Genomic DNA, 23,837 nt, shown 5'->3' with positions numbered 1-23,837 from the left:
TCCGGCCTTCTTCCAGACAACGAAATCCTTATGTTCGCTCAAGACAAGCTCGACCTCATTTTGCGCCGTTACGAAGAGATCGGCGAAAAGCTCGCCAGCGGCGCCGACGGGCAGGCCTTCGTCGCGCTGTCCCGCGAGCGCGCGACGCTCGACGAGGTGGTGGAGGCGATCCGCGCCTATCGCGCCGCGGAACGCGAAGCCGACGATCTCGCCGCCATGCTCGCCGATGCGTCCCTCGACAAGGACATGCGCGAACTCGCCGAGGCGGAAGTCGACGAGGCGCGCGCGCGCCTCGAAGAGACGGAGAAGACGCTGCAGCTCGCCCTGCTGCCCAAGGACGAGGCCGACGAAAAAGGCGTCATCCTCGAAGTGCGCGCCGGCACGGGCGGCGACGAGGCCGCGCTCTTCGCCGGCGACCTCTTCCGCGCCTATCAGAAATACGCGACGCTCCAGGGCTGGCGCGTCGAACTCGTTTCCGAGAGCCCGGGCGCGCTCGGCGGCTTCAAGGAAATCGTCGCGGAGATTACGGGACGCGGCGTCTATGGCCGGCTGAAATTCGAGTCCGGCGTGCATCGGGTGCAGCGCGTGCCGGAGACGGAAACGCAGGGACGCATCCATACGTCGGCGGCGACGGTCGCCGTGTTGCCGCAGGCGGAAGACGTCGACGTGACGATCGACGAGAAGGATCTGCAGATCGACACGATGCGCTCTCAGGGCGCGGGCGGCCAGCACGTCAACAAAACCGAATCGGCGATCCGCATCACGCATATTCCAAGCGGCATCGTGGTGATGATGCAGGAGGAGCGCTCCCAGCACCGCAACAAGGCTAAGGCGATGAACGTGCTGCGCTCGCGCCTCTATGACGCGGAGCGCCAGCGCCTCGACAAGGAGCGCTCCGCCGACCGCAAGAGTCAGGTCGGCTCAGGCGACCGCTCGGAACGCATCCGCACCTATAATTTTCCGCAAGGTCGCGTCACCGACCATCGCATCAACCTGACGCTCTACAAGCTCGACCGCGTGATGGAAGGCGAGTTCGACGAAATCCTCGACGCGCTCATCACCGACCATCAGCAGAAGCTTCTGGCGCAGAGCGACGCCTGAACGCCGCTCCTGTTTTCGTCCTGTGCGCCGGCGCACGCACAATGTTTCCGCGCCGGGATAGCTTCTCCTCATCGCAAAACGAATTGCGAAACCAATAGAAGAGGAGAGCGTGTCATGTTCAAGAAAATCGCCGCCACCACCATCCTGGTCGCCAGCCTGTCCAGTGTCGCGATCGTCTCCACCACCGCCCCGGCCGCCGCCTGGGTCAGCGACGGCGCCGCCGCCGCGATCGGCGTGGGCGCCTTCGCGGTCGGCGCGATGGCCGCCGGCGGCATGGGAGGCGGCTACGGGCGCCATTATTACCACGACTGCTATTCGGCCCGCCGTCCGGTTTATAACAATTGGGGCGACTTCGTGGGCTACCGCCGTGTAAGCGTTTGCGACTGAATTGAGGACGATCCTATTTTCGACCATTCGTTCCAGCCGAAGCAATTTTCAGTCTTCGCCAAGATGCGCCGTTAGGCGCCAGTCGAACAGAAGGGGCCGGCCTTGCGCCGGCCCTCTTCATTTTGGGCTTTTTGAATTTCCACGGGGCGCGCTTCGCGTGCGCGAGCGCACGAACATTCCGAAAGAACCGCGATAGGCTTCAATCATCGCAAAACAGATTGCGAGCGCTAAAGAAGAGGAGAGCGTGTCATGTTCAAGAAAATCGCCGCCACCACCATCCTGGTCGCCAGCCTGTCCAGCGTCGCGATCGTCTCCACCACCGCCCCAGCCGCCGCCTGGGTCAGCGACGGCGCCGCCGCCGCGATCGGGGTTGGCGCCTTCGCGGTCGGCGCGATGGCCGCCGGCGGCATGGGCGGCGGCTACGGGCGCCATTATTATCATGATTGCTACATGTCCCGCCGTCCGGTTTATAATCCGTGGGGCGACGTCGTCGGCTTCCGCCGCGTGAGCGTTTGCGACTGATGAGCGCACGACAATGAGGGTCAGCCATAAAGGACTGACCCTTCGCCGCCGGAACAACCGGCGAGGGCTGGGGAGATCTAGATGAAGAAGTCCGCTTTCATATTCGCCGCGCTCATGGCGGGCGCCGCCGCCCCTTCCGTCGCGCAGGCCTCCTGCGCCAGCCTCTGGTCGGAGCGCAATCAGATCTACAAGGATGCGGGCTACTGCTTCAAAACCGCGCGCGCCATTCGCGCCTTCGGCAATGCCGGCTGCAGCTATGACGACATCAACGACGTTCCCCTTTCGGCGCGCCAACGCGCCGCGGTGCGCGACATCGTCGCCGAAGAGCGCCGCATGGGATGCGGCGACTAGAAAGTTCGCGTTCGACCGTCATTGCGAAGCGCATATGGCGAAGTCGGGTATACCCGACTTCGAAAAATGCGACAAAGCAATCCAGAGCGGCATGACGCGCCTGGACCGCTTCGTCGCCGTATCCGTTTAAAAGCCATCGAAGAGCTGGCCCGCTTCGGTGTTGCGGGTCGGATCGTTGCGCCAGAACTGCTGCTGCTGCGTGAAATAATTGTCATTCGCATGCGCATTGGGCTGCAGCGTGCCGGATGCGGGATTGCCGGCGCCGTCGTCGAGCCAGTCCTTATTCGTCGTCAAATCTTTGGGCAATGGAATCGCGAACTCGTCGCTTCCCGAGTCGGGCTGTTGCGCCGGCGCGGCTTTTCGCGACTTGGCCAGAGCGTCGCTCGCGACGAGGGCGAAGGCCAGAGCGAGGCCGAGAGAAAGCGTAAAGGCGCGACGCATGCTGCACTCCATGAAACTTACGGTAGAGTTGAACGACCTTAGCTTAGGCGCATGAATCAGCGCTAGTGCCGGAAGTGGCGCACGCCGGTGAAGACCATGGCGAGGCCCTGCTCGTCCGCGGCCGCGATGACGTCCTTATCATTCACGGAGCCGCCCGGCTGAATGACCGCAGAGGCGCCCGCCGCCGCCGCCGCGAGCAGCCCGTCCGGGAAAGGAAAGAAAGCGTCCGACGCGACGACAGAGCCCTTGGCGAGGCTTTCCGCGAGGCCCGCCGCCCGCGCCGCCTCGCCGGCCTTATGCGCCGCGGTGCGAGAGGAATCCACGCGCGACATCTGTCCGGCGCCGATCCCGACCGTCGCAAGGTCCTTGGCGTAGACGATCGCGTTGGACTTCACATGCTTGACGACGCGATAGGCGAATTTGAGGTCCGCAAGCTCGTGTGGCGTCGGCGCGCGTTTCGTCACGACCTTCAGCTCCATGTCGTCGACGACGGCGTTGTCGCGCGTCTGCGCGAGGAAGCCGCCCGCGACGCTGCGGAACGTCACGCCGCGCGCGCGGGGATCGGGCAAGCCCCCCGTCAGCAGCAAGCGCAAATTCTTCTTCGCCGCGATGATGTCCATCGCTTCGTCTTCGGCCTCCGGCGCGATGATGACCTCGGTGAAGACCTTCACGATCTCGCGCGCGGCGGCCGCGTCGAGCTTGCGGTTGAGCGCGACGATGCCGCCGAAGGCCGAAACCGGGTCGCAGCGCAGCGCCTTGAGATAGGCCTCCTCCAGCGTCGCGCCTTCCGCCGCGCCGCAGGGGTTGGCGTGCTTGACGATGACGACCGCCGCATGTCCGGGATCGAACTCCGCGACGCATTCGAAGGCCGCGTCCGTGTCGTTGACATTGTTGTAGGAGAGCTGCTTGCCCTGAGCCTGCCGCGCCGTCGCGACGCCGGGCCGCGCTTCCCCGGTCAGATAAAAACCCGCCGCCTGATGCGGGTTTTCGCCATAGCGCATCGGCTCGGAGAGTTTTCCGCCAAAGGCGCGGACGGGCGGCGCGGCTTCGCCGAGTTCTTCCGCCAGCCAGTTGGAGATCGCCGCGTCATAGGCCGCGGTGCGCGCGAAAGCCTTCTGCGCCAGACGCCGGCGCGTGGCGATGAGCGTCGCGCCGCCGGTCGCCGCCATCTCGTCGATCACCGCGGCGTAATCGGACGGATCGACCACCACTGCGACGTCATCGTGATTTTTGGAGGCGGCGCGGATCATCGCCGGCCCGCCAATGTCGATATTCTCGACGCATTCCTCAAAGGGCGCGCCTTTCGCGAGCGTCGCCTCGAAGGGATAGAGATTGACGACGAGAAGGTCGATCGGCCGGATGTCATGGGCGAGCATCGCCGCCTCATGCTCCGGGTTCTCGCGGATCGCGAGCAGGCCGCCATGCACCTTGGGATGCAGCGTCTTCAGACGGCCGTCCATCATCTCGGGAAAATGCGTGAGGTCGGAAATGTCCTTCACGGCGAGGCCGGCCTCGCTGAGCGCCTTGCGGGTGCCGCCGGTCGAGACGAGCTCCACGCCATGGCCGGCGAGCGCGCGCGCGAAATCGACGAGGCCCGTCTTGTCGGAGACGGAGAGAAGGGCGCGCGCGACTTTACGCTGATCGACCGGCATGGGCTCAAAATCCTCCTTGGGGATGTTCGCGCCGCGCTTATCATACATCTCCGAGGCGCGGAACCGTCACCCCCGCTGGAAAGACCAGCGCAGCTCGGCGTCCGGCGCGGCCTTTCCGCGCAGCACGATCTGAACGCATTTGCGCGCGCCGCCGGGCGCCGCGAAAAATATGCTTTCCTCGATCTGCGGCCAGACGCCGTCCGCTTCGAAAATCATCGTCTCGCCCGTCGCGAGCTGCAGCTCGATCGCCTCTCCCAGCTCGACCGCGCGAATACGGGGATGAAGATGGAAGCGCACGGCGAAATCGGGGCCGGCCGCTCCGGCGGCGGCGCCCTCGGCCGCCAGCAGCCGGTCGCGCCCGGCCAGCGCCATGCCGTCCGCGGCGAGGATGAGCTCCCGGGCGTGGATCAGGCCGAAGCTCTTGGCGTAGCCGTCGTGAGAGAGCGAAAGCGTCGTCGCGCCCGGCGCCTCGAGGCGCTCCACCGTGACATGGCCCGGTCCCTCGAGAATGCGGCCCGCGCGCCAGCGGCCCGCATCTTTCCTTGCAATGCGCGCGGAGGAACGGTCGTCGATGACGAGCGTCGAATGCGCGGCGGTGGCGCGCGCCATTTCCCGAAGCTCCTCGTGCTGCGGCGCGGGCGCGCCGCAATTCACGACGACCCGCTCCATGCCCAGCGAATATTCGAAGGAGAGAAAGCCCGCATGGGCGCTCGAGGAAAATTCGAAAGGCGGCGGCCCCCCGGCCTCGACGAGAACGACCGCGTCCCGCGCCTCGAGCCGCTGATAGCCGACATAGGGCGCCTTCAGCGGCGCGGCGCCGCGCGTATCCTCATTGGCGAGAACGTTCGCGACGCGATCCAGCTCCGTCGCGCCCATGCCGTTGAAGAGCGCGAGCGAACCGTCGCCATGCTGCAACATGCGCAATGTCGGCATCATGCGGTCAACCGCGCGCAGCATGGAGGCCGGCGTTTGCAGGCCTCGCGCCGCGAGCACCTGACGCAGCGGCAGAAGATCGAGCAGCAGATCGACCGCGACTTGCGGATTGCGGCTGATATGACCGCCGTCGCTCAAGATTTGCCGGTCGAGCTCCGCCGACAGGGTCCGCGAGATCTGCGGCGCGATCTTGCGGCCGGTGTCGGCGCAAACTGCGAACTCCGCAAGCGCGATAGCGCAAAGCGCCCGGTCCGCCCCCTGCGCCTGACCGGTGGCGAGCGCCCGCCAGATCAACCGCGCGCTCTTGGCGAGGGACATCATGAAAGCGTCGTAGAAATCGGCGTCCGCGCCGTCGAGCAGAACGGGCGACTGGGCGAAAAAGGAAAGAAGCCGCCTTGCGACGACGGCGGGCTCCATCGCCGGGTCTTCGGCGGGGAGCTTCTTCAGCGCGAGAAAATCGCCGACAAGCGCCTGGGCGTTGGCCTGCGCAAGAGTCTTGTCGGCGGCGCGCAGATGGCGCAGCCAGGAAAAGCCCGCAAGCGCCCGCCGCCAGGCGGGAGACGGCGGCGTGAGGGTGAAGGGAGAGGCGCCGTAGCTTTGCAGAGTCTTGCCGGCGAAGGAAAAATAGCCCGCATAAATTTCATCCGCGACCGTCGGATCGGCGGTGCGGATATCGGGCGGCGCGACGCGCAGCCGCTCCGGCGGGGCGATCGCCATGGATTTTACGACATGATAGGGCGTGGCCGCGCTGCGCGCGAAAACCTTCGCCGCGAAGGCGCCGGCTATCCGCATCCGGTCACGCAAGCCGCCGTTCAGGTCTCGTCCTCCGATTCGCCGAAACGCCCTTTTCGGGCGAAGAAATCCGGCGATTGCCCGCCCAACGGCTAAGAGCGAAGCGCCCGCAATTGTTTATACACTATTTTGACATTTGCCGCGCAATCGCGCCCGCGGCTGTCCCCCGCAAAAACGCGGCGCTTTTCGCGGCCCGTGGGAAATGGCAATGTCCCAGCGAGCTTTATCCCGGCGCGCGCCGCGCGTCCGAACTTTGCCATTGATCGCGTTTTCTGCGATGGGCCGGGACGCTCGCTTGCAGCGCGATCAACAGGAGGTCTTTGAATGCCGCTCTACACGCTCGATGGAATTGCGCCGCGCCTGCCGGCCGAGGGTCGCTATTTCGTGGCGCCCGGCGCGCATCTCATCGGCCGCGTCGAGCTTCAGGAAGACGCCAATGTCTGGTTCAACTGCGTGCTGCGTGGCGACAATGAGTGGATCACGATCGGCGCGCGGACCAATATCCAGGACAATAGCGTCCTCCACACCGATATGGGCTATCCGCTGACGATCGGCGCCGACTGCACCATCGGCCACAATGTCATCTTGCATGGCTGCACGATCGGCGACGGCGCGCTCATCGGCATGGGCGCGACGATTCTCAACGGCGCCAAGATCGGGAAGAACTGCCTTGTCGGCGCCAATGCGCTGGTGACGGAAGGCAAGGAGTTTCCCGACAATTCGCTCATTGTCGGCGCGCCGGCGAAGGTCATCCGGGAGCTTGGCGAAGACTCGCGCGCGACGTTCCTCGAGTCGGCGAAGCACTATGTGGAGAACGGCCAGCGCTACCTGAAAGGGCTTGCCGGGATCGAAGGCTGAAGCCTCACTTCGCGACATACATCGGCGCGCTGGTCGGCGCGCCGACCGCCACCCACACATTCTGATTTTCCTGCGACTGCCGCTTCACGAAGCGATAGGACGTCTGCGACCAGGGCTTTACCTCGTCGGCGAGATTGTCGAGAACGAAGTCGCCGCGATTGGTGCGCGCCATCAGCACCGCATGGCCGTCGCCATGCTCGTCCTTCACGACGGCGAGCAGCAGAGCGGCGCGCGGAAAGCCGGCTTCCATCAACACGCGGCGCTTGAGCAGCGCATAGTCCTCGCAGTCGCCCTTGCCGTCGGTCGGATAGTCCCAGGCGTCGGGCGCACCGGCGTGCTCCGCGTCGGAGACGGGCTCGATCTTGTTGTTGACCAGGGCGTTGACGCCTTCGATCTTGCGCATCGCCGCCGGGGTCAGGTCGATAGCCTGCGGGGCGCGGTCGCCGTCATCGCATTCAGCGCTGTAGCGCTGGCAGAAATCGACCCAGCCGAAGGGCACGCTGGTCTCGGGGCCGAGCGGCGAGAGCGTGGCGGTCGGCAATTTGGCTCCGGCCATGGCCGGAAGAGCCGAGAGGCCCAGAGCGGCGAGAGCGAGAGCCAGACTTTTGAGAACGCGACCCGCGATACGCATTTAACGAAACCCTACTCGCCAACCGACCGTTAAGAAATCATTTACGATTGTGGCCGGTTTGCCAAGATGTGCGTTAAGACCGCTTTAACTTATGGTTTACGGCAAAGCCTCCCGCCAGGGTCGGCGCTCGTTGGGCAAATAGGATAAATCAAATGAGATCAGTCATTTAATTTTTTTCGCACAAGACAGGGGCGGCCTTGAACAAGCGAGGCCGCGCGTCCAAAGCCGCCACAATCGTTAATGGTTAAGGATCAACCCGCCCGGGGTCGGTCTCACTGGTTCGAGACATAGGCCGGGGCGGCCGTGGGTTCGCCGATCGCGACCCAGACATTCTGATTGTGCTGGGACTGCCGCTTCACGAAGCGATAGGGCGTCTTCTTCCAGAGCTTCACCTGATCGGCGAGATTGTCGAGGATGAATTCCCCGCGATTGGTGCGGACCGTAAGCACGGAATGGCCGTCGCCATTTTTTTCCTTCACCACGGTCAGGAGCAGAGCCTCGCGCGGGAACCCTTGATCGATGAGCATGCGGCGCTTCAGCAGCGCATAATCTTCGCAGTCGCCCTTACCGTCCGAAGGATAGTCCCATTGATCGATCGCGCCCCAGTGATCCGCGTCGGCGATAGGATCGATATGCTTGTTCACCCAGGCGTTGATGCGGGCGATCTTGTTATAGGCCGCCGCGTCGAGCTTGATCTCCGTCGGAACGCCAGCCTCGTCGTCGCACTCCGCCCGATTGCGCTGGCAAAACTCGACCCACCCGTAGGGCACGCTGGTCTCGGCGCCGACCGGGGCGAAATTCGGCGCTTCCGAACCTGCAAGGCTCGTCGCGGCGACCGCCACGAGACCCGCGCCCGCAAGACCGAGAGCCACAATCGTTTTGCCGATGATGCCGACCATTTCCCGTCCCCTTTCGATGAGACGAGAATAGGTTTCTTGTTTTGCCGTCCTTCAAAGTATTTCTCCCGCATTTTACGCGAACGCATTTAGATTTTCAGGCCGGAGAGGTAAGTATAATCTTTTGCGACCGAAACCGATAAAATTCGAATGAGTTGTCTATAACAATGATTTTGTTGATTTATCTGCGCATGACAGAACGCCCCTCGCTCCGGGGGCTCATGGGACGATCAACTTGAGGGGGCCGACTCTTAACGGCGTGCGCGGGAGGGGGTTAACGGGCCGCGGGGAGCCGTAATTTTTATGTCGAATATGCGGCGGCGGAATTTGCGGTCCCGGCGCGGGAGGCATGCTGCGCCCGCATTTTCAGTCGCTTGCAGATTTCAGCGCCGCCTGCGCGATACGGGATTTCGCCGCAATTATCCGGCATCGGGGCGCTACGGCTTGAGGGACGTCAGGGGCTCGGGCAGATATTGCAGCGGGTCCGCGACGACGAATGAATAGGACAGCGCCAGACCCGCGTTGAACTGATTGCGCGAGCCAATGAGGTTGGGAATGGGGCTGGAGCCCACGCTGCCGAGCAATCGCTGCCCGCCGCCATAGACGGAGACGGCCGTTTCGTCGGTGAAATTGTAGCGGATCGTCGCCATGCCGCCGGCCGACGTGAATCCGCCGGTCGCCGTGTAGGGAAGCAGCCGGCCGTTCACCAGCGCCTCGAACGGCGTCACCGAGAAATAGGCGTTGGCGTAATTATTGTCGCCGAAATTGATGCGCGGGCCGACCGAGAGGCGGAAACGGCCGACGGACTCATAGGCGTCCGCATAAAAGGCCGCGACGAAGCCCTCATGGCCGTCGATTCCCTGGCGCATCTCGGCGCGCATGCGGAAATGATCGAAGGGATGATACTCGACGAAGCCGCCGATCTCATGGGTCAGCGCCACGCGGCGCAGGCCGAAAAGCCCGTCGCGCTGTCCGCGCTGGAAGACGAAGTTGGCGACAGGGCCGACCCGCAGCCCGCCATAATCGAAAACCGGGAAGCCGAAACCCTCGTCCGGCGTCGAGAAGGTTTCGGGTTCGCCCACCCTGCGCACCGCCACCGCCGGGAAGGGATAGGGCCGCATCTGCCCTGACCCCGGAAAGCTCGGGGAGACCGCGCCGATCACGCTGACCGTGACGATCCAGCCCTTCGAGTCGGTCTTGGGCGGAGGAATCAGTTCCGCCGCGCCGCCGGAGATCGGCGCACAAAGCACGACTGTAAAAGCCGAAATCAGGGTTCTCAGCGCTGTGATTCGCAACAAAAACTGCCCTTTGAGACGCGTTTCTTGACGCTTCTTTAACAACCCGGCGGGCGGCTGGCCACTATTTGCCGGGCTAAAACGTCAGCATGGTGGCGCGCAAAGGGACCTAGCCACGATGCGCACAAAATTCCCGGCGGGCGGTCCCCGGCGATCGCCTATCGGTAGAGCCAGGCATTGCGCGCGAGCATTCCCCGGCCGCCGAGCGCCCTGATGGCGAAATCGCGCGCGACCGAAGCCGGCCCGCTTATATGAAAATAATCGCCCTGGCGTCGCGAGGCGCGAACGATGCGCGAGGCGCGGGCGATCCGGCTCCTCTCATAATCCGCGAAGGCGGCCTCGACGCCGACGCCGAGCCGCAGAAAGGCGGTTCCCAGCGCGGCGGCGTCCTCGATCGCCTGCGCCGCGCCTTGCGCCAGGAAGGGGAGCATCGGATGCGCGGCGTCGCCCAGCAGCGTGACGGCGCCCCTGCTCCATTTCGAAAGCGGGGGCCGGGCGAAAAGCGGCCAATGCCGCCAGGAAGCGCCGGCCTGGACGAGGGAGAGGAGATCGGCCCCGGGGCCTTTGGGCGCGAGCAGACGCGCGAGTTCCGGCCCCTCGAGCGCGAGGATGGCGGCGCCGTCCGCCGCGCGGGGCTCCTCGGCGACGATCACGACGACATTGATGATGGAGCCGTCGCGCAGCGGATAGTGAACGACATGGGCGCCGGGCAGCATCCAGAGATTGCTCTCGCGGGCGCGCAGCGCCGCCGGGGCCAGCTCGGCGGGAACCAGCGCGCGCCACGCCGTAAGGCCGGAATAATAGGGCGCGTCGCGTTCCGTCGGGAAGAGATGGGCGCGCACGGCGGAGCGCTGTCCGTCGGCGCCGACAAGGCCGGAGGCGTCGATTTCCTCGACGCCGCCCTCGCCATGGGCCCGCAGCGACAGGCGTCCGGAACGTTCAGTGAAATCGCCGACGCGCGCGCTGGTGCGAATCTCGATCGCCTCATGGGCGAGGGCCGCCTGCAACAAAGCCTGCTGCAGATCGGCGCGGTGGAAAACCCTGAAGGGCGCGCCCCAGCGGCTCCCTGAATCGGAAAGATCGAGCCGCGCCAGAACGGAGCCGTCGCGCCCGCGGCGGATATTGATCGCCTGCGGCTCCAGCGCCACCGCGGCGAGCGCGCTTTCGAGCCCGAGACCGGCGAGAATGCGTCCGGCGTTGGGCGCAATCTGCAACCCGGCCCCGACTTCCTCGATCTTCGCCGCGCGCTCCAGGATGATGACGCGTTTGCCCGCGCGGGCGAGCGCGAGCGCGGCGGAAAGCCCGCCAATGCCAGCGCCCGCAATGACGATCGGGGCGCTCACGCTCTCTGCTCAAAATCGTTGATGACGAAGACCGGTGGAAAAGCGGCTAGGCGCAAGGCTGGATTTCTTTGATAGAATCTAGTCGCGCCCCCAAAGCCTTTCGAGCACGCCAAAGGTCGACGGCAACCTGCATATTGATCCAAATTTCAGGCCCATTTCCACAAAGTTTGCCCAGCTTCAGAGCCATTTCCGGAGAGATGCTCGACTCGCCAGAGAGAATTCGGTGCAGTTGCTGGCGTCCGACATCCAGCATCTTAGCTAGGTCAGTGACAGTGACGTTGAGGGCAGGCAAGACGTCATCGCGAAGGATCGCGCCCGGATGGGTCGGTTCTCGCTCACCTCGCCTCGTTACAAAAACTTCAGTCATTTCTCGTCTCGTTAGCGCCATTTAGCGGGAGAGGAGCGCCAAAGGCGCTCCTCGAAAAGTCACTAGTGATATTGTTCAAAGTCCACTTGCGACGCATCCTGGCCATCGAATTCAAAAGTAACGCACCACGGGCCATTTACATGAACCGAATACCGGGGAGGATTAAATCCGTTCAACGGATGAAAATCGAACCCTGGAATGCGCATATCGCCTGGCTTTCTTGCTGCTTCGAGCGCGTCTAACCTCCGAACAAGCCGCTCGTGGAATTCTTTGGCTATTTTTGCTGACTTTCCGGTCTGAAAAAATTCCTCCAAATACTTGTTTTTGAATGATTTTATCATACAACTCCCTTCATTGCCGCTTACTCCTTTCTAAAATAGGAACGCCGTCGCGTGTCATGCGACACGCGACATATGACCCCGTCCCGTTCCCTAAGTCAACGGAATTTAAAATTCTTGATCGTCTCGCCGATCGGCTCAAGCCGGCTCTTCAGCGTGATAGACGCATTCCGCCGGATCGGCGCCGCCATGGAGCGAGGCGTCATAGACATAGAGCGTCGAGCAATAGGGGCAGACCGCCTGATTTTCCGCGCCCATGTCGATATAGACATGCGGATGGTCGAAGGGCGGCAGCGCGCCGATGCACATGAATTCCTTCGCCCCCACGCGAATCTCCGCGACGCCGGGCGAGTTGTGGAAATGGGGCGTGGAATGTTCGCTCATGGTCCGCTCTTCAAGTGACGCCGCGGGGCGGCTCGGGATCGCTCACGCCCCCTATATTGCAGCGCGCGGAAATTGGATAGGGGGCGTCGCGCCCCCGTCCGTCCGTCTACTTCGTCGTATAGCCGCCATTCGCCAGGATCGTCTGTCCCGTCACCCACCAGCCTTCGGAAACGAGGAAGCGCACGAGCGGCGCGATGTCGGCCGGATCGGTCAGGCCGGTCGCGGTAAATCTCGACAGATCGGCGGCCGCCTGGTTGTAGGCCGCCGATTCCGGCGTCTCCTGCCCGTAAAAGAAGGGCGTCTCCATCGGACCGGGCGCCACGGCGGTCACGGATATGCCGCGCGGTCCGAATTCTTTCGACGCCGCGCGCGTGAAATGCTCCACGGGAGCCTTGCTGCCGGCGTAAATGGAATAGAGCCCCGTGAAGGCGCCGAGCAGGGAGGTGACGATCGTGCAGATCTTGCCGCCCTCGGAAAGCGTCCGGCCAGCCTCCTGGATGAAGAAGAAGGCGGCCTTGGCGTTGATCGCGAAAATGGCGTCGTAATCCTCCTCGCGCACGTCGAGGATCGGCTTCTTGATCACCATGCCGACGGTGTTGACCGCGATGTCGATCCGGCCGAAGCAGCTCTTCGCCTCCGCGAAAAGATCCGCGACCTCGGAAACGCGAGTGAGGTCGGCCTGGCGCGCGAAGGCGGACGCCCCGGCGCGTTGGACGGCGGCCACAGTGTCCTCGGCGGCGGCTTTCGTCGCCGCGCTGTTGTAATGGACGAGCACGCCCGCGGCCCCCTGCGCCGCAAGGTCTCGGGAAATCAGTCCGCCGAGATTTTTCGCGCCGCCGGCGACAATCACGAATTTGCCCTTCAACGAATGATCCAACATCGACGCCGCTCCTCTGAAAGATTGCGGCGTGGAAACTCGGTCTTCCAATCGCCGGGATAAAGCGCACAATCCTGACATTATTATTCGTGATCTGGCGAACAATGCGGAGCGTTCATGGAAGTCATCACGATGATGCGCGTTTTCGCCGCCGTCGCGCGGCGCGGCAGCTTCACCGCCGCCGCCGCCTCGATGTCTCTGCCGCGATCGAGCGTCTCGACGGCGGTTCGCGATCTCGAGGCGCATCTGGGCGCCCGCCTTCTCAACCGCACCACGCGCCAGGTCTCGCTGACCGCCGACGGCGCGCTTTACCTCGAGAAATGCCGCCAGTTGCTGGCCGAGCTCGACGACATGCGGGAGATGTTCAGGCCCGCCGCGGCGATCTCCGGCGGCCTGCGGATCGACGCGCCGACCCGTATCGGCCGCCTGGTGATCGCGCCCGCCCTTCCTGCATTTCTGACGCGGCACCCGGCGCTCGACCTGTATCTGACCGTGGCCGACCGCCAGATCGACCTCGCCCGCGACGGCGTCGATTGCGCGATCCGGGTCGGCGACCTGAAGGATTCGCGGCTCGGCGCCCGGCGCCTGTGTGAGGTCGACATGCTGACCTGCGCCAGTCCGGCCTATCTCGAACGCCATGGCGCGCCGCGCTCGGTTCGAGACCTGTCCGACCATTATGCGATCAATTACGCGGCGTCGCCGGAACGACATGCGTCGAAATTCGACTTTCAGACGAAAGACGGCGTCATGAAGATCGCGATGCGCGCGCGGGTCTCCGTCAATAATGCGGAAACCTACATCGCCTGCGCGGAAGCCGGACTCGGCGTCATTCAGGTTCCCGCTTACGACGTCGAGGAGCAACTCGCCTCGGGGTCGCTGATCGAAATCCTTCCCGAGGCGCGTCCGGTTCCGGAGCCGCTTTCGCTCGTCTTCCCGCAACCGGGCAAGCAGTCCGCGCGGCTTCGCGCCTTCATCGAATGGGCGACGCCCCTGCTGCGCGGAAGGTTGTCGTCGAAAAAATAAGGCCGCCGGCGTTCCGGCGGCCTCTGTCGGCTTATCGGCGCGGTCTCAAACGGCCAGCTTCAGCACATGGCTGAGGATGAAGTAGAGCGAGCCCGAGAGCAGGATGGCGCAGGGAAGCGTCAGCACCCAGGCCATCAGCAGATTGCGGATCGTGCCCATCTGCACGCCCGAGCCGTTCGCCGCCATCGTGCCGGCGACGCCGGACGACAGCACATGGGTGGTCGAGACCGGAAGGCCGTATATGTCGGCCGCGGCGATGGTGCTCATGGCGACGATTTCGGCCGACGCGCCCTGCCCATAGGTCAGATGCTCCTTGCCGATCTTCTCGCCCACCGTGACCACAATGCGCTTCCAGCCGATCATGGTGCCAAGGCCGAGCGCAATGGCGACGGCGACCTTCACCCAGGTCGGGATGAACTTCGTCGCCTTGTCGATCTCGTCCTTATAGGCCTTCAGCGTCTTCTTGTCGCCTTCGGTCAGCGCCGCTTCCTTGTCCTTGGCGAGGAAGCGGAGCGCCTCGGAGGCGAGATAGATGTCATTACGGGTATTGCCGACGGCGGCGAAGGGGATCTTGGAGATCGCGCCGTAGGTCTGAATCTCCTGGGAGATTTCGCGCATCAGGGCCGCGAGAGAGGGATAGGTGCCCTCGGTGAGCTCGTGACGCGAGATATAGTTGGTCACCGCCGGGCGCGGGTCGCCGAGCACATTATAGCCCGCCGCCTTGCCTTCCACGACCTTGGAAGCTTCCGCCGAAACCTTGGTGAAGGCGGCGATATGGCTCGGCGGCAGCGCGCGGTTCAGCGCATAGGCCGTCGGCACCGTGCCGATCAGGATCAGCATGATGAGGCCCATGCCCTTCTGGCCGTCATTCGAACCATGCGCGAAGGAGACGCCGGTGCAGGTCAGGATCAGCAGGCCGCGGATCCACCACGGCGGCGGGTTCTGGCCCTGCGGCTCCTTGTAGAGCTCGGCCTTGCGGACGACGAATTTCATGAGCAGCAGCAGCAGAGCGGCCGCCGTGAAGCCGACGATCGGGGAGAGCAGCAGCGAATAGCCGATCTCCGTCGCCTTGCCCCAGTCGACGCCCGACGTGCCGTCGCGGCCGCGCATCAGGGCGTTGGCGATGCCGACGCCGATGATCGAGCCGATGAGCGTGTGCGACGAGGAGGCCGGCAGGCCCAGCCACCAGGTGCCGAGGTTCCAGACGATCGCCGCGATGAGCAGGGCGAAGACCATGGCGAAGCCGGCGCTGGAGCCGACTTGCAGGATCAGTTCGACCGGGAGCAGCGACACGATGCCGAAGGCGACCGCGCCCGTCGAGAACAGCACGCCGAGAAAATTGAAGAAACCCGACCAGATCACGGCGATATTGGCCGGCATGGAGTGGGTGTAAATGACCGTCGCGACGGCGTTGGCCGTGTCATGGAAGCCGTTGACGAATTCGAAGCCCAGCGCGATCAGCAGCGCGACGCCGAGGAGGACGAAGGGCAGATAGGTGACGACGGGCGCGCCGGCGTCCTTGAGATCGGCCCAGATGCTGAAAGCCGTATAGCCGAGGCCGCAGGCGATGACGCCGAGAAAGACCAGCAGGCCGCGAATATCGAAGGCGTGATCGAGCTTTGGCTTCGGACCCGCCGGCTCGTGGCCGGGTGAAAATTCGACGCCTGAAGTAACGGATGTCATGAGGGAGCCTCTTCTTAACGGAGGCCCCAAATCAACAGGATTTGAATAACCCTAACGTGACAATTCAAGAATCGGCAAGACCCGAATCATTTCCCTGGCTTACGCCAAGCGCCGCGAGTCGGTCCCGCTCTTCCCCGGTCAGTTCGACGGTTTCCGCCGGAGCCCGCCGACGCCGCGCCGCCGACCACACCGCCGCGCCGCCCGCGAGAAGCGCAAGCAGCGGCGCCGTCCAGAGCAGGATTGTGCCGGGCTTGACCGGCGGGCGCAGCAGGACGAAATCGCCGTAGCGGGCGTGCACATATTCCTTCACCTGCGCGTCGCTCATGCCTTCTTTCAGCTTCTCTCGCACGAGGACGCGCAGGTCCCTGGCGAGCGAGGCGTCGGAATCGTCGACCGACTGATTCTGGCAGACGAGGCATCGCAATTCGCCGGTGATGGCGCGGGCGCGGGCCTCCATCGCCGGGTCGGGGAGAATTTCGCCCGGCGTGACGGCGTGAGCGGGGATGATGAGCAACATCGCCGCCAGGGCCAGCGCCCCCAACCCTGCCTTGCCTCGGTTCGAGATGACGGGCTTGCGAGCGTCACGACCAGGATTATCGCGGCCGAACCGCCCCTGCCCCTCCCCGCGCTTCGCGGGGGAGGAATGAAGCGGCGTCATCCGTAACTGGCGACCGACACCGAGAATCTCGGAAACGAGCCGCCTCAGGGCAATCGGATGAACGCTGAGCATGAGCCCATCCCTCCCCTTTACGGGGAGGGTGGCCCTGCGAAGCAGGGCCGGGTGGGGTAAAGCTCTATCAATGTAATGCGGCGCGAACCCCACCCGGCGGTCTTCGACCGCCGACCTCCCCGTAAAGGGGAGGTATTGGGCGGCTAACGTCCAATATGGTTGTTCACCCGATTGCCCTCCGGGCCGCCTCCCTTCCCCTTGCAGGGGGGGATCAAGGGTGGGGGTCGCCGCGGCGGCCCCCAAATCGGCAGGAATATCTTGGAGCTGGGCGTTTCTGTCCCTCATTCCGCCGCCTCCGGCATCGCTGCAACCTTCGCCCGCCGCGCCACGCCGATGCGCAGGCGCCGGTCCGCCAGCGAGCAAGCGCCGCCCAGCGCCATGACCAGCGCGCCGATCCAGATCAGCGTCACGAAGGGCTTCCAGTAAAGCCGCGCGTCGATCGTCCCGTCCGGATGCGATTCGCCGATGGCGGCGTAGATCTGCCCCAGTCCGAGCGTCGCAATGCCGGCCTCGGAGCGCTGCATCTTGCGCGCCTGATAATAGCGCTTGGCGGGTTCGATCTTCGCGATTGTCCGTCCGCCCGAACGCACGTCCATCGCGGCGTAGATTTCCGAATAGTTCGGGCCCTGGCGCGGCGAGAGCTCCTCGATCGCGAGCTTGTAGGGACCGACGTCGTGATATTCGCCGGGCTTCATGGCGAGAATGTTCTCGACGCCCCAACCCGTCGCGGCGAGGCCGAGCAATGTCAGCCCCATGCCCGCATGCGAGATCGACGTGCCCCAGGCGGAAAGCGGCAGGCCGGCGAGGCGCGCGAAGACGGCGCCCGCCGAGGAGGCGCGGAAGGTCGCGCGCTGGGCGATGTCGCTCACGCCGCCAATGACGAGATAGACCGCGAGGCCTCCCGTGACGATGGAGAGGAAAGGCGTTCCGTACATCGCGCCGAACAGCGCCGCCGCGAAGACGCCGACGGCGAAGGCCGCGCGCAGGCGCTGAAGCGCAGCCGGCAAATCGCCGCGCTTCCAGGCGAGCATCTGGCCGACGGGCATGAGCAAAGCGAGCGGCAGCGCGATCGGGATCAGCACCGTGTTGAAGAAGGGCGCGCCGACCGAAATCTTCTCGCCCGTCAGCGCCTCGAGCGCCAGCGGATAGAGCGTGCCGATGACGACCGTCGCGCAGCTCGCGGAAAGAAGCAGGTTGTTAAGGACCAGCGCGCCCTCGCGCGAGATGGGCGAGAAGAGCCCGCCCACGGGAAGCGACCCCGCGCGCACGGCGAAGAGCGCCAGCGCGCCGCCGATGAAGAAGACGAGGATGGCGAGAATGAACACGCCGCGCTCGGGATCGCTCGCAAAGGCGTGCACGGAGGTCAGCACGCCGGAACGCACGAGGAAGGTGCCGAGCAGAGAGAGCGAGAAGGCCAGAATCGACAGGAAGATCGTCCAGACCTTCAGCGCCTCGCGCTTCTCCATCACCGCCGCGCTGTGGAGGAGCGCCGTACCGGCGATCCAGGGCATGAGGGAGGCGTTCTCGACCGGGTCCCAGAACCAGAAGCCGCCCCAGCCCAGCGTGTAATAGGCCCAGTAGGAGCCCATGGCGATGCCGAGCGTCAGCGCCACCCAGGCGAAAAGCGTCCAGGGCCGGGCGAAGCGCGCCCAGGCGGCGTCGATGCGCCCGCCGATAAGCGCCGCCGCTGCGAAGGAGAAGACGATCGAGAAGCCGACATAGCCGAGATAAAGCAGCGGCGGGTGGATCGCGAGGCCGGGGTCCTGAAGGATCGGATTGAGGTCGCGGCCCTCCCATGGCGGCTGATCGACGCGCGCGAAGGGATTCGAGGTCAGCAGGATGAAAAGCAGAAAGGCCGCGCCGAGCAGACCCTGCACGGCGAGCGCGTCGGCGCGTAATTTGTCGGGCATGGCCGACGAGAAGATCGCGATCAGCGCGCCGCAGAGCGAGAGCACCAGCACCCAAAGGAGCATGGAGCCTTCATGATTCCCCCACACGCCCGAGATTTTATAGATGAAGGGCTTCAGCGAGTGCGAATTCTCGATGACGTTGACGAGCGAGAAGTCGGAGACGACATGCGCATAGGTCAGCGCGCCGTAGGAGAAGGCGATGAAGAGAAATTGCGCGATGGCGGTCGGCCGCGCGACGCGCATCAGCGCGACGTCGTTCATCCGCGCGCCGGCGAGCGGAATGGCGAACTGCATCAGCGCGAGGGCGAGCGCGAGAACGAGCGCGTAATGTCCGGTTTCGACGATCATATGCCCACCTTTTCGGCTCCGTCATTGCGAGCGAAGCGAAGCAATCCAGCTTCACGACGACGCTCTTGGATTGCTTCGTCGCTTGCGCTCCTCGCAATGACGGGAACCGTCACTTCTTCTCTCCCTGCCACACGCCCTGCGCTTTCAGTCTGTCCGCGACGTCTTTGGGCATGTAGCGCTCGTCATGCTTGGCGAGGACGCTGTCGGCCTTGAACGCGCCGTCCGCGCCCAGCACGCCGTCGACGACGACGCCCTGCCCTTCACGGAAGAGATCGGGCAAGAGGCCCGTAAAGGCGATGGCGAGATCCCTCGTCTTGTCGGTGACGGCGAAAGTCACGTCCTTGCCGTTCTTCACGACGCTGCCTTCCTTCACGAGCCCCCCGATCCGCAGCCGCGCGCCGGGCGCGATCTGTTTCTGCGCCAGCTCCGAAGGCGTGTAGAAAAAGACGATATTGTCGCGCAACGCGAACAGCACGAGGCCCGCCGCGAGCCCGAGAATGGCCAGCGCGCCGATGATGAGCGTGAGTCTCTTGCCTTTGCGGGTCATTTTTGTTTCGCCGGTTTCGCCCCCTCCCCAACCCTCCCCCCGCTTCGCGGGAGAAGGAGCGAGGCGCGGGCCTTCATTGACACAGCCGCTCACGTCGATCGTGAACGTCCCCTCTCCCGCTTTGGCGGGGGAGGGACAGGGAGGGGGCTCACCCCCCGATGTTCAATTCCTTCGCCAGCGCCTCGACGCGGGCGGCTTCCGTCTCTTTCCCCACGAGCGCCTTGCGCGCGTCGGCCACGGCCTTCTTCGCCTTTTCCGGCTCCGCGAGAACGCTATAGGCGCGAATGAGACGCAACCAGCCCTCGACGTCGTCGCCCTTGCTTTCGAGCCGTGCGGCGAGTTTCTCCACCATGCCGCGGATCATCGCCGCGCGTTCATCGGCCGGCATGGCGGCGATAGCCTTGCCCTGCGCGCTCGACGGCCCCTGAGCCGTCTCCTGTTCGGCAGGCGCCGAGGCGAAGGGCGGGCGGGACGCGCTTTCGCCGCGCAGTTCGGCGAGGCGTTGGCGCACGGAGCGCAGATAGGCGGCCCCGGCCGGCGCATCGGCTTCGAGCCTCGCGAAAATCTCGATCGCCTTGTCCTTCTCGCCCGCCTGCTCGGCGCCGAGCCCGAGATAATAGGCGGCCATGACATTCGCCGGATCGAGCGCCAGCGCGGCCTCGAAATCCTTCTTCGCTTCCGCCGTCACCTTGCCCTCGGCGACGATCATGCGCGCCTGTCCGAGATTGGCGTGGCGCTCGGCGGTGGGGCCGAGCAATGTCAGCGCCTTGGCGTAGGCGTCGATCGCTTCCTCGCCTCGGCCGGCGCGCAGATAATAAGGCGCGACCACCTCGAATCCGCGCCCGTCCTCGGGATGCTCGCGCAAATGCTGCTCGATGCGGGCGACGGCGCCGGAGAGGTCGTTGCGCTCGGGCGCGGCTTCGAGGCGCGCCGTCAGCGGCATGTCGGGCGCGTTGGATCGGCCGAGCTTCAGATAGAGCGGGACGGCGACAAGAGGGATGACGACGATGGCGCTCAACGCCGCCACGAGCGCCGCCTTGCGAGAGCCTCGGGCGGCCGCCTTGGGAGCGGCCTCCGCGCGCAGCAGGCGGCGGGCGGCTTCCGTCTTCGCGGCCTCGGCCTCCGCCGCGTCGAGACGGCCCTCGGCGCGCTCGCGCTCGATCTCGGCGATCTGCTCCTCGAAAAAGGCGATGTCGGCGGCGTTGGCGTCTTTCGCCTCGCCGCGCGCGGCCAGCGGCAGGAGAACGGCCATAACCGCGGCGCCGGTCAAAAGGGCGAAGATAAGCCAGATCATGGGAGCGCTGTTTAAGGCTTCGCGGAGCTTATTGGAAGTGCCACACGCTTTGTCACGCATGGAATCGCTGGCATAAAAGCGGTTCGAAAGGCTTTTGGAACAGTGATTACCCGCCTCGCCATTTCAGGTTATCGATCCATCCGCGAACTGGTCCTCGCGCCGGGGCCGCTGACCATCGTCACTGGCGCCAACGGCGCCGGCAAATCCAGCCTCTATCGCGCCTTGCGGCTTCTCGCCGACGTCGCGCAGGGGCGGATCGTCCAGTCGCTGGCGCTGGAGGGCGGTCTCGACTCGACGCTTTGGGCGGGGCCGGAGAAATTTTCCCGCGCCATGAAGGCGGGCGAGGAAAAAATCCAGGGGCTGGTGCGGCAAGCGCCCAAGGGCGTGAAGCTCGGCTTCGCCTCGGACGCATATGGCTACGCGATCGACCTCGGCCCGAGTTCGACTCAGGGCGGCGTTTTCGGCCTCGATCCGGAAATAAAAGTCGAGGCGCAATGGACTGGCGACTATCTCGGCCGCAGCAATCTTTTCGCTGAACGCCGCGGCCCCGGCGTGCGCATCCGCGACGAGAATGGCGGCTGGCGACAGGCGGCGGCCTCGCTCGCCGGCGTCGACAGCATGATGACGCATTGCGCGGATATACGCAGCGCCTACGATCTCGCCGTTCTGCGTGAGACGATGCGGCGCTGGCGCTTCTACGACAATCTGCGCGCCGACCGGGAGGCGCCGGCGCGACGGCCGCAGATCGGCACCTATACGCCGGCGCTCGCCGATGACGGCGCCGATCTCGCAGCGGCGCTCGCCACCATCATGGAGATCGGCGAGGCGGAGGCGCTGCGCGAGACGATCGGCGACGCCTTTCCGGGGAGCAGGATCGATCTCTCAACCACGGCCGGCTATTTCGAAACGCTCATGCGCCAGCATGGGCTCCTGCGCCCTTTGCGCGCGGCCGAGCTTTCCGAAGGCACGCTGCGTTATCTGCTGCTCGTCGCCGCGCTTCTGACGCCGCGTCCGCCGCCCCTGATGGTGTTCAACGAACCCGAATCCAGCCTGCATCCGAGCCTCATCGGCCCGCTCGCCAGATTGATGCTCAGGGTCGCCAAGAATACGCAGCTCGTCGTCGTCTCCCATTCGGCGAAGCTCGTCTCGGAGCTCGGCGACGACGAGCGCTGCGTGGAGATCGCCCTGGAAAAACAACTGGGCGAGACCCTCGCCCCCGCGCATGACAAGCCGAAATGGGTCTGGCCGTCGCGTTGAGGCTTGACGGCGGCCGCCTCCACGCCATTGCTATGCGCAAACAGCGCGAGACCCGCCATGTATATCGAACCGCCCTCTATCGAACAGCTCTCCAACGTCATCTCGCAGGTCACCGGACCCGCCTTTCTCCTCGCCGCTGAGGCGCAGCTTTTGAGCGTGCTGATGTCGCGGCTCGACCGCCTCGTCGATCGTTCGCGCGATCTCGCCGAACTGAGCGACGAGGATGCGCAGGCGCATCGCAAGATCGAACTTCCGATCCTGCGGCGGCGCGCCAAGCTGGTGCATCGTTCGATCTATTGGGGCGTGGCGAGCTGCGTCGTGACGAGCGTTCTCGTCATCATCGCCTTCGCATCGGCGTTGATGCGGCTTCGCCACGAATATGGCGCGGCGACGCTCTTCGTGATCGCCATGGCGCTCTTCACCGGCGCCTTGATCGCCTTCGCGCAGGAAGTGCGTCTCGGCTATTCGGAGATCGACGCCAACGCCGTCTTCATGAAAAAGCATAGATGGCGGCGGGAGCCCATTCCGCCGCGCATCGACTGACGCGTTCGTTCACCCCTCGCCGAACACCCGGCGGAAGATCGTGTCCACATGCTTGAAATGGTACGAAAGGTCGAACAGCTCGTCCAGCTCCGCGGGCGACAGTTTGGCGCTTACGTCCTTGTCCTGGCCGAGCAGCGTGCGGAATTCTCCTTCGCCGCGCCAGACCGGCATGGCGTTGCGTTGCACGAAGGCGTAGGCGTCCTCGCGCGACACGCCCTTTTGCGTCAGCGCCAGCAGCACGCGCTGCGAATGGACGAGCCCGCCCAGCCGGTCCAGATTCTTCTGCATGTTCTCGGGGTAAACGAGCAGATTGTCGATGACGTTGGCAAGGCGCGCCAGCGCAAAATCGAGCGTCACAGTAGCGTCGGGGCCGATCATGCGCTCGACGGAGGAATGCGAAATGTCGCGCTCGTGCCAGAGCGCGACATTCTCCATCGCCGGAATCGCCATGCCGCGCACGAGACGCGCGAGGCCGGTGAGATTTTCGGTGAGCACCGGATTGCGCTTATGCGGCATGGCGGAGGAGCCCTTCTGCCCCGCCGAGAAATATTCCTCGGCTTCGAGCACCTCGGTGCGCTGCAGGTGGCGCACTTCGATGGCGAGCCGCTCGACCGACGAGGCGACGACGCCGAGCGTCGCGAAGAAGGCGGCGTGGCGGTCGCGCGGTATGACCTGCGTCGACACGGGCTCCGGGACGAGGCCGAGTTTCTCCGCGACATATTCTTCGACGCGCGGATCAATATTGGCGAAAGTGCCGACGGCGCCCGAAATCGCGCAGGTCGCGACCTCCTTGCGCGCCGCCGCGAGACGCTCCCGCGCGCGCATGAACTCCGCATAGGCCTGCGCCATTTTGAGGCCGAAGGTCACGGGCTCGGCGTGAATGCCGTGCGAGCGGCCGATGGTCGGCGTGAATTTGTGCTCGAGAGCCCGCTTCTTGATCGCCGCAAGCAATTTGTCGACGTCGGCGATGAGCAGGTCCGCCGCGCGCGTGAGCTGCACGGCGAGGCAGGTGTCGAGCACGTCCGACGACGTCATCCCCTGATGCACGAAACGCGAATCCGGACCAATGAACTCGGCGAGATGGGTGAGGAAGGCGATGACGTCATGCTTCGTGACGCGCTCGATCTCGTCGATGCGCGCGACGTCGAAGGTGACGTCCTTCGCCTTCTCCCAGATATTTCTGGCGCTCTCCTTCGGAATGACGCCGATCTCCGCCAGGGCCTCACAGGCATAGGCCTCGATCTCGAACCAGATGCGGAAGCGCGTCTGCGGCTCCCAGATGGACGTCATCTCGGGTCGGGAATAGCGGGGGATCATGGGCGGTCTCGGGACTC

Annotated in this window: 25 protein-coding genes; 8 read left to right on the top strand and 17 right to left on the bottom strand. The window is 64.8% G+C overall.

Features of this window, described 5'->3' with window-relative positions:
- Window positions 1-24: 24 nt before the first annotated feature.
- The 4 genes from prfA to MMG94_RS16875 all read left to right on the top strand — a co-directional run bounded on the left by prfA (window position 25) and on the right by MMG94_RS16875 (window position 2,361).
- Window positions 25-1,101 (top strand): peptide chain release factor 1, encoded by a 1,077-nt coding sequence (prfA, locus tag MMG94_RS16890; RefSeq protein ID WP_420846619.1) that lies wholly within the window; start codon window positions 25-27, stop codon window positions 1,099-1,101.
- A gap of 114 nt (window positions 1,102-1,215) precedes the next feature.
- Window positions 1,216-1,488 (top strand): hypothetical protein, encoded by a 273-nt coding sequence (locus tag MMG94_RS16885; protein ID WP_016921868.1) that lies wholly within the window; start codon window positions 1,216-1,218, stop codon window positions 1,486-1,488.
- 249 nt (window positions 1,489-1,737) lie between these two features.
- A complete protein-coding gene (locus MMG94_RS16880) occupies window positions 1,738-2,010 on the top strand; it encodes a hypothetical protein (protein ID WP_016921867.1) in 273 nt (90 codons plus the stop codon).
- An 81-nt stretch (window positions 2,011-2,091) separates the two neighbouring features.
- Window positions 2,092-2,361, top strand: a complete 270-nt coding sequence (locus tag MMG94_RS16875) for a YARHG domain-containing protein (protein WP_016921866.1) — start codon at window positions 2,092-2,094, stop codon at window positions 2,359-2,361.
- A 126-nt stretch (window positions 2,362-2,487) separates the two neighbouring features.
- On the opposite strand, the gene MMG94_RS16870 is transcribed toward MMG94_RS16875, so the two are convergent.
- From MMG94_RS16870 to MMG94_RS16860, 3 genes are all read right to left on the bottom strand, one after another.
- Complete coding sequence (locus MMG94_RS16870; RefSeq protein WP_154419649.1) at window positions 2,488-2,802, bottom strand: cellulose-binding protein; 315 nt, start codon at window positions 2,800-2,802, stop codon at window positions 2,488-2,490.
- A 62-nt stretch (window positions 2,803-2,864) separates the two neighbouring features.
- On the bottom strand, window positions 2,865-4,454 hold the full coding sequence (gene purH / locus MMG94_RS16865) for a bifunctional phosphoribosylaminoimidazolecarboxamide formyltransferase/IMP cyclohydrolase (protein WP_026016527.1): 1,590 nt from the start codon (window positions 4,452-4,454) through the stop codon (window positions 2,865-2,867).
- Window positions 4,455-4,520: 66 nt separating this feature from the next.
- Entirely contained in the window at window positions 4,521-6,179 is a 1,659-nt protein-coding gene (locus MMG94_RS16860) for a heparinase II/III family protein (protein WP_016921862.1), read from the bottom strand.
- Between the two features lie 324 nt (window positions 6,180-6,503).
- Here MMG94_RS16860 and MMG94_RS16855 point away from each other — a divergent pair, with 324 nt between their 5' ends.
- Window positions 6,504-7,037, top strand: coding sequence for a gamma carbonic anhydrase family protein (locus tag MMG94_RS16855; protein WP_016921860.1), 534 nt, complete (start codon window positions 6,504-6,506; stop codon window positions 7,035-7,037).
- Window positions 7,038-7,041: 4 nt separating this feature from the next.
- On the opposite strand, the gene MMG94_RS16850 is transcribed toward MMG94_RS16855, so the two are convergent.
- The 8 genes from MMG94_RS16850 to MMG94_RS16815 all read right to left on the bottom strand — a co-directional run bounded on the left by MMG94_RS16850 (window position 7,042) and on the right by MMG94_RS16815 (window position 13,171).
- Entirely contained in the window at window positions 7,042-7,668 is a 627-nt protein-coding gene (locus tag MMG94_RS16850) for a transglutaminase-like cysteine peptidase (protein ID WP_016921859.1), read from the bottom strand.
- A gap of 272 nt (window positions 7,669-7,940) precedes the next feature.
- Complete coding sequence (locus MMG94_RS16845) at window positions 7,941-8,567, bottom strand: transglutaminase-like cysteine peptidase (protein ID WP_016921858.1); 627 nt, start codon at window positions 8,565-8,567, stop codon at window positions 7,941-7,943.
- Window positions 8,568-9,001: 434 nt separating this feature from the next.
- Complete coding sequence (locus MMG94_RS16840) at window positions 9,002-9,859, bottom strand: MipA/OmpV family protein (protein ID WP_244962195.1); 858 nt, start codon at window positions 9,857-9,859, stop codon at window positions 9,002-9,004.
- A 158-nt stretch (window positions 9,860-10,017) separates the two neighbouring features.
- Window positions 10,018-11,202 (bottom strand): FAD-dependent monooxygenase, encoded by a 1,185-nt coding sequence (locus MMG94_RS16835; protein WP_016921855.1) that lies wholly within the window; start codon window positions 11,200-11,202, stop codon window positions 10,018-10,020.
- Window positions 11,203-11,248: 46 nt separating this feature from the next.
- Window positions 11,249-11,569, bottom strand: coding sequence for a HigA family addiction module antitoxin (locus MMG94_RS16830; RefSeq protein ID WP_016921854.1), 321 nt, complete (start codon window positions 11,567-11,569; stop codon window positions 11,249-11,251).
- Between the two features lie 62 nt (window positions 11,570-11,631).
- The gene (locus tag MMG94_RS16825; RefSeq protein ID WP_081495747.1) at window positions 11,632-11,910 is read right to left on the bottom strand and encodes a type II toxin-antitoxin system RelE/ParE family toxin; all 279 of its coding nucleotides are present in this window, start codon (window positions 11,908-11,910) and stop codon (window positions 11,632-11,634) included.
- 135 nt (window positions 11,911-12,045) lie between these two features.
- Window positions 12,046-12,291 (bottom strand): zinc-finger domain-containing protein, encoded by a 246-nt coding sequence (locus tag MMG94_RS16820; RefSeq protein ID WP_016921853.1) that lies wholly within the window; start codon window positions 12,289-12,291, stop codon window positions 12,046-12,048.
- Window positions 12,292-12,397: 106 nt separating this feature from the next.
- Entirely contained in the window at window positions 12,398-13,171 is a 774-nt protein-coding gene (locus tag MMG94_RS16815; protein ID WP_016921852.1) for an SDR family oxidoreductase, read from the bottom strand.
- Between the two features lie 114 nt (window positions 13,172-13,285).
- On the opposite strand from MMG94_RS16815, the gene MMG94_RS16810 reads away from it, so the two are divergent.
- Window positions 13,286-14,191, top strand: coding sequence for a LysR family transcriptional regulator (locus MMG94_RS16810; protein ID WP_016921851.1), 906 nt, complete (start codon window positions 13,286-13,288; stop codon window positions 14,189-14,191).
- A 45-nt stretch (window positions 14,192-14,236) separates the two neighbouring features.
- Here the strand turns inward: MMG94_RS16810 and MMG94_RS16805 are convergent, their stop codons facing one another.
- The 5 genes from MMG94_RS16805 to ccmI form a co-directional block, all read right to left on the bottom strand.
- Window positions 14,237-15,874, bottom strand: coding sequence for an inorganic phosphate transporter (locus MMG94_RS16805; RefSeq protein WP_016921850.1), 1,638 nt, complete (start codon window positions 15,872-15,874; stop codon window positions 14,237-14,239).
- A gap of 64 nt (window positions 15,875-15,938) precedes the next feature.
- Window positions 15,939-16,391, bottom strand: coding sequence for a cytochrome c-type biogenesis protein (locus MMG94_RS16800; RefSeq protein ID WP_051001178.1), 453 nt, complete (start codon window positions 16,389-16,391; stop codon window positions 15,939-15,941).
- Window positions 16,392-16,885: 494 nt separating this feature from the next.
- On the bottom strand, window positions 16,886-18,862 hold the full coding sequence (locus MMG94_RS16795) for a heme lyase CcmF/NrfE family subunit (RefSeq protein ID WP_016922182.1): 1,977 nt from the start codon (window positions 18,860-18,862) through the stop codon (window positions 16,886-16,888).
- A gap of 109 nt (window positions 18,863-18,971) precedes the next feature.
- Window positions 18,972-19,409 carry a cytochrome c maturation protein CcmE gene (gene ccmE / locus MMG94_RS16790; RefSeq protein ID WP_026016565.1) on the bottom strand — a complete coding sequence of 146 codons (438 nt, stop codon included), beginning with the start codon at window positions 19,407-19,409 and terminating at the stop codon, window positions 18,972-18,974.
- Between the two features lie 148 nt (window positions 19,410-19,557).
- Entirely contained in the window at window positions 19,558-20,703 is a 1,146-nt protein-coding gene (ccmI, locus tag MMG94_RS16785) for a c-type cytochrome biogenesis protein CcmI (protein ID WP_040579430.1), read from the bottom strand.
- Window positions 20,704-20,805: 102 nt separating this feature from the next.
- Here ccmI and MMG94_RS16780 point away from each other — a divergent pair, with 102 nt between their 5' ends.
- Both MMG94_RS16780 and MMG94_RS16775 read left to right on the top strand, forming a co-directional pair.
- A complete protein-coding gene (locus MMG94_RS16780) occupies window positions 20,806-21,960 on the top strand; it encodes an AAA family ATPase (RefSeq protein WP_016921143.1) in 1,155 nt (384 codons plus the stop codon).
- Window positions 21,961-22,017: 57 nt separating this feature from the next.
- The gene (locus MMG94_RS16775) at window positions 22,018-22,503 is read left to right on the top strand and encodes a DUF2721 domain-containing protein (RefSeq protein WP_016921144.1); all 486 of its coding nucleotides are present in this window, start codon (window positions 22,018-22,020) and stop codon (window positions 22,501-22,503) included.
- Window positions 22,504-22,512: 9 nt separating this feature from the next.
- Here MMG94_RS16775 and purB read toward each other — a convergent pair whose 3' ends face one another.
- Complete coding sequence (purB, locus tag MMG94_RS16770) at window positions 22,513-23,820, bottom strand: adenylosuccinate lyase (protein WP_016921145.1); 1,308 nt, start codon at window positions 23,818-23,820, stop codon at window positions 22,513-22,515.
- Window positions 23,821-23,837 lie beyond the last annotated feature (17 nt).

The sequence above is a fragment of the Methylocystis parvus OBBP genome, assembly GCF_027571405.1.
Classification (GTDB): domain Bacteria; phylum Pseudomonadota; class Alphaproteobacteria; order Rhizobiales; family Beijerinckiaceae; genus Methylocystis; species Methylocystis parva.
The sequence above is the reverse complement of the archived record's forward strand: the minus strand, read 5'-3'. Positions and strand labels throughout refer to the sequence as shown.

Coding starts and splice junctions, on each gene's coding strand:
- MMG94_RS16885 (WP_016921868.1), top strand. CDS start 1,216: ATGTTCAAGAAAATCGCCGCCACCACCATCCTGGTCGCCAGCCTGTCC.
- MMG94_RS16880 (WP_016921867.1), top strand. CDS start 1,738: ATGTTCAAGAAAATCGCCGCCACCACCATCCTGGTCGCCAGCCTGTCC.
- MMG94_RS16875 (WP_016921866.1), top strand. CDS start 2,092: ATGAAGAAGTCCGCTTTCATATTCGCCGCGCTCATGGCGGGCGCCGCC.
- MMG94_RS16870 (WP_154419649.1), bottom strand. CDS start 2,802: ATGCGTCGCGCCTTTACGCTTTCTCTCGGCCTCGCTCTGGCCTTCGCC.
- purH (WP_026016527.1), bottom strand. CDS start 4,454: ATGCCGGTCGATCAGCGTAAAGTCGCGCGCGCCCTTCTCTCCGTCTCC.
- MMG94_RS16860 (WP_016921862.1), bottom strand. CDS start 6,179: ATGCGGATAGCCGGCGCCTTCGCGGCGAAGGTTTTCGCGCGCAGCGCG.
- MMG94_RS16855 (WP_016921860.1), top strand. CDS start 6,504: ATGCCGCTCTACACGCTCGATGGAATTGCGCCGCGCCTGCCGGCCGAG.
- MMG94_RS16850 (WP_016921859.1), bottom strand. CDS start 7,668: ATGCGTATCGCGGGTCGCGTTCTCAAAAGTCTGGCTCTCGCTCTCGCC.
- MMG94_RS16845 (WP_016921858.1), bottom strand. CDS start 8,567: ATGGTCGGCATCATCGGCAAAACGATTGTGGCTCTCGGTCTTGCGGGC.
- MMG94_RS16830 (WP_016921854.1), bottom strand. CDS start 11,569: ATGACTGAAGTTTTTGTAACGAGGCGAGGTGAGCGAGAACCGACCCAT.
- MMG94_RS16825 (WP_081495747.1), bottom strand. CDS start 11,910: ATGATAAAATCATTCAAAAACAAGTATTTGGAGGAATTTTTTCAGACC.
- MMG94_RS16820 (WP_016921853.1), bottom strand. CDS start 12,291: ATGAGCGAACATTCCACGCCCCATTTCCACAACTCGCCCGGCGTCGCG.
- MMG94_RS16815 (WP_016921852.1), bottom strand. CDS start 13,171: ATGTTGGATCATTCGTTGAAGGGCAAATTCGTGATTGTCGCCGGCGGC.
- MMG94_RS16810 (WP_016921851.1), top strand. CDS start 13,286: ATGGAAGTCATCACGATGATGCGCGTTTTCGCCGCCGTCGCGCGGCGC.
- MMG94_RS16805 (WP_016921850.1), bottom strand. CDS start 15,874: ATGACATCCGTTACTTCAGGCGTCGAATTTTCACCCGGCCACGAGCCG.
- MMG94_RS16800 (WP_051001178.1), bottom strand. CDS start 16,391: ATGTTGCTCATCATCCCCGCTCACGCCGTCACGCCGGGCGAAATTCTC.
- MMG94_RS16795 (WP_016922182.1), bottom strand. CDS start 18,862: ATGATCGTCGAAACCGGACATTACGCGCTCGTTCTCGCGCTCGCCCTC.
- ccmE (WP_026016565.1), bottom strand. CDS start 19,409: ATGACCCGCAAAGGCAAGAGACTCACGCTCATCATCGGCGCGCTGGCC.
- ccmI (WP_040579430.1), bottom strand. CDS start 20,703: ATGATCTGGCTTATCTTCGCCCTTTTGACCGGCGCCGCGGTTATGGCC.
- MMG94_RS16775 (WP_016921144.1), top strand. CDS start 22,018: ATGTATATCGAACCGCCCTCTATCGAACAGCTCTCCAACGTCATCTCG.
- purB (WP_016921145.1), bottom strand. CDS start 23,820: ATGATCCCCCGCTATTCCCGACCCGAGATGACGTCCATCTGGGAGCCG.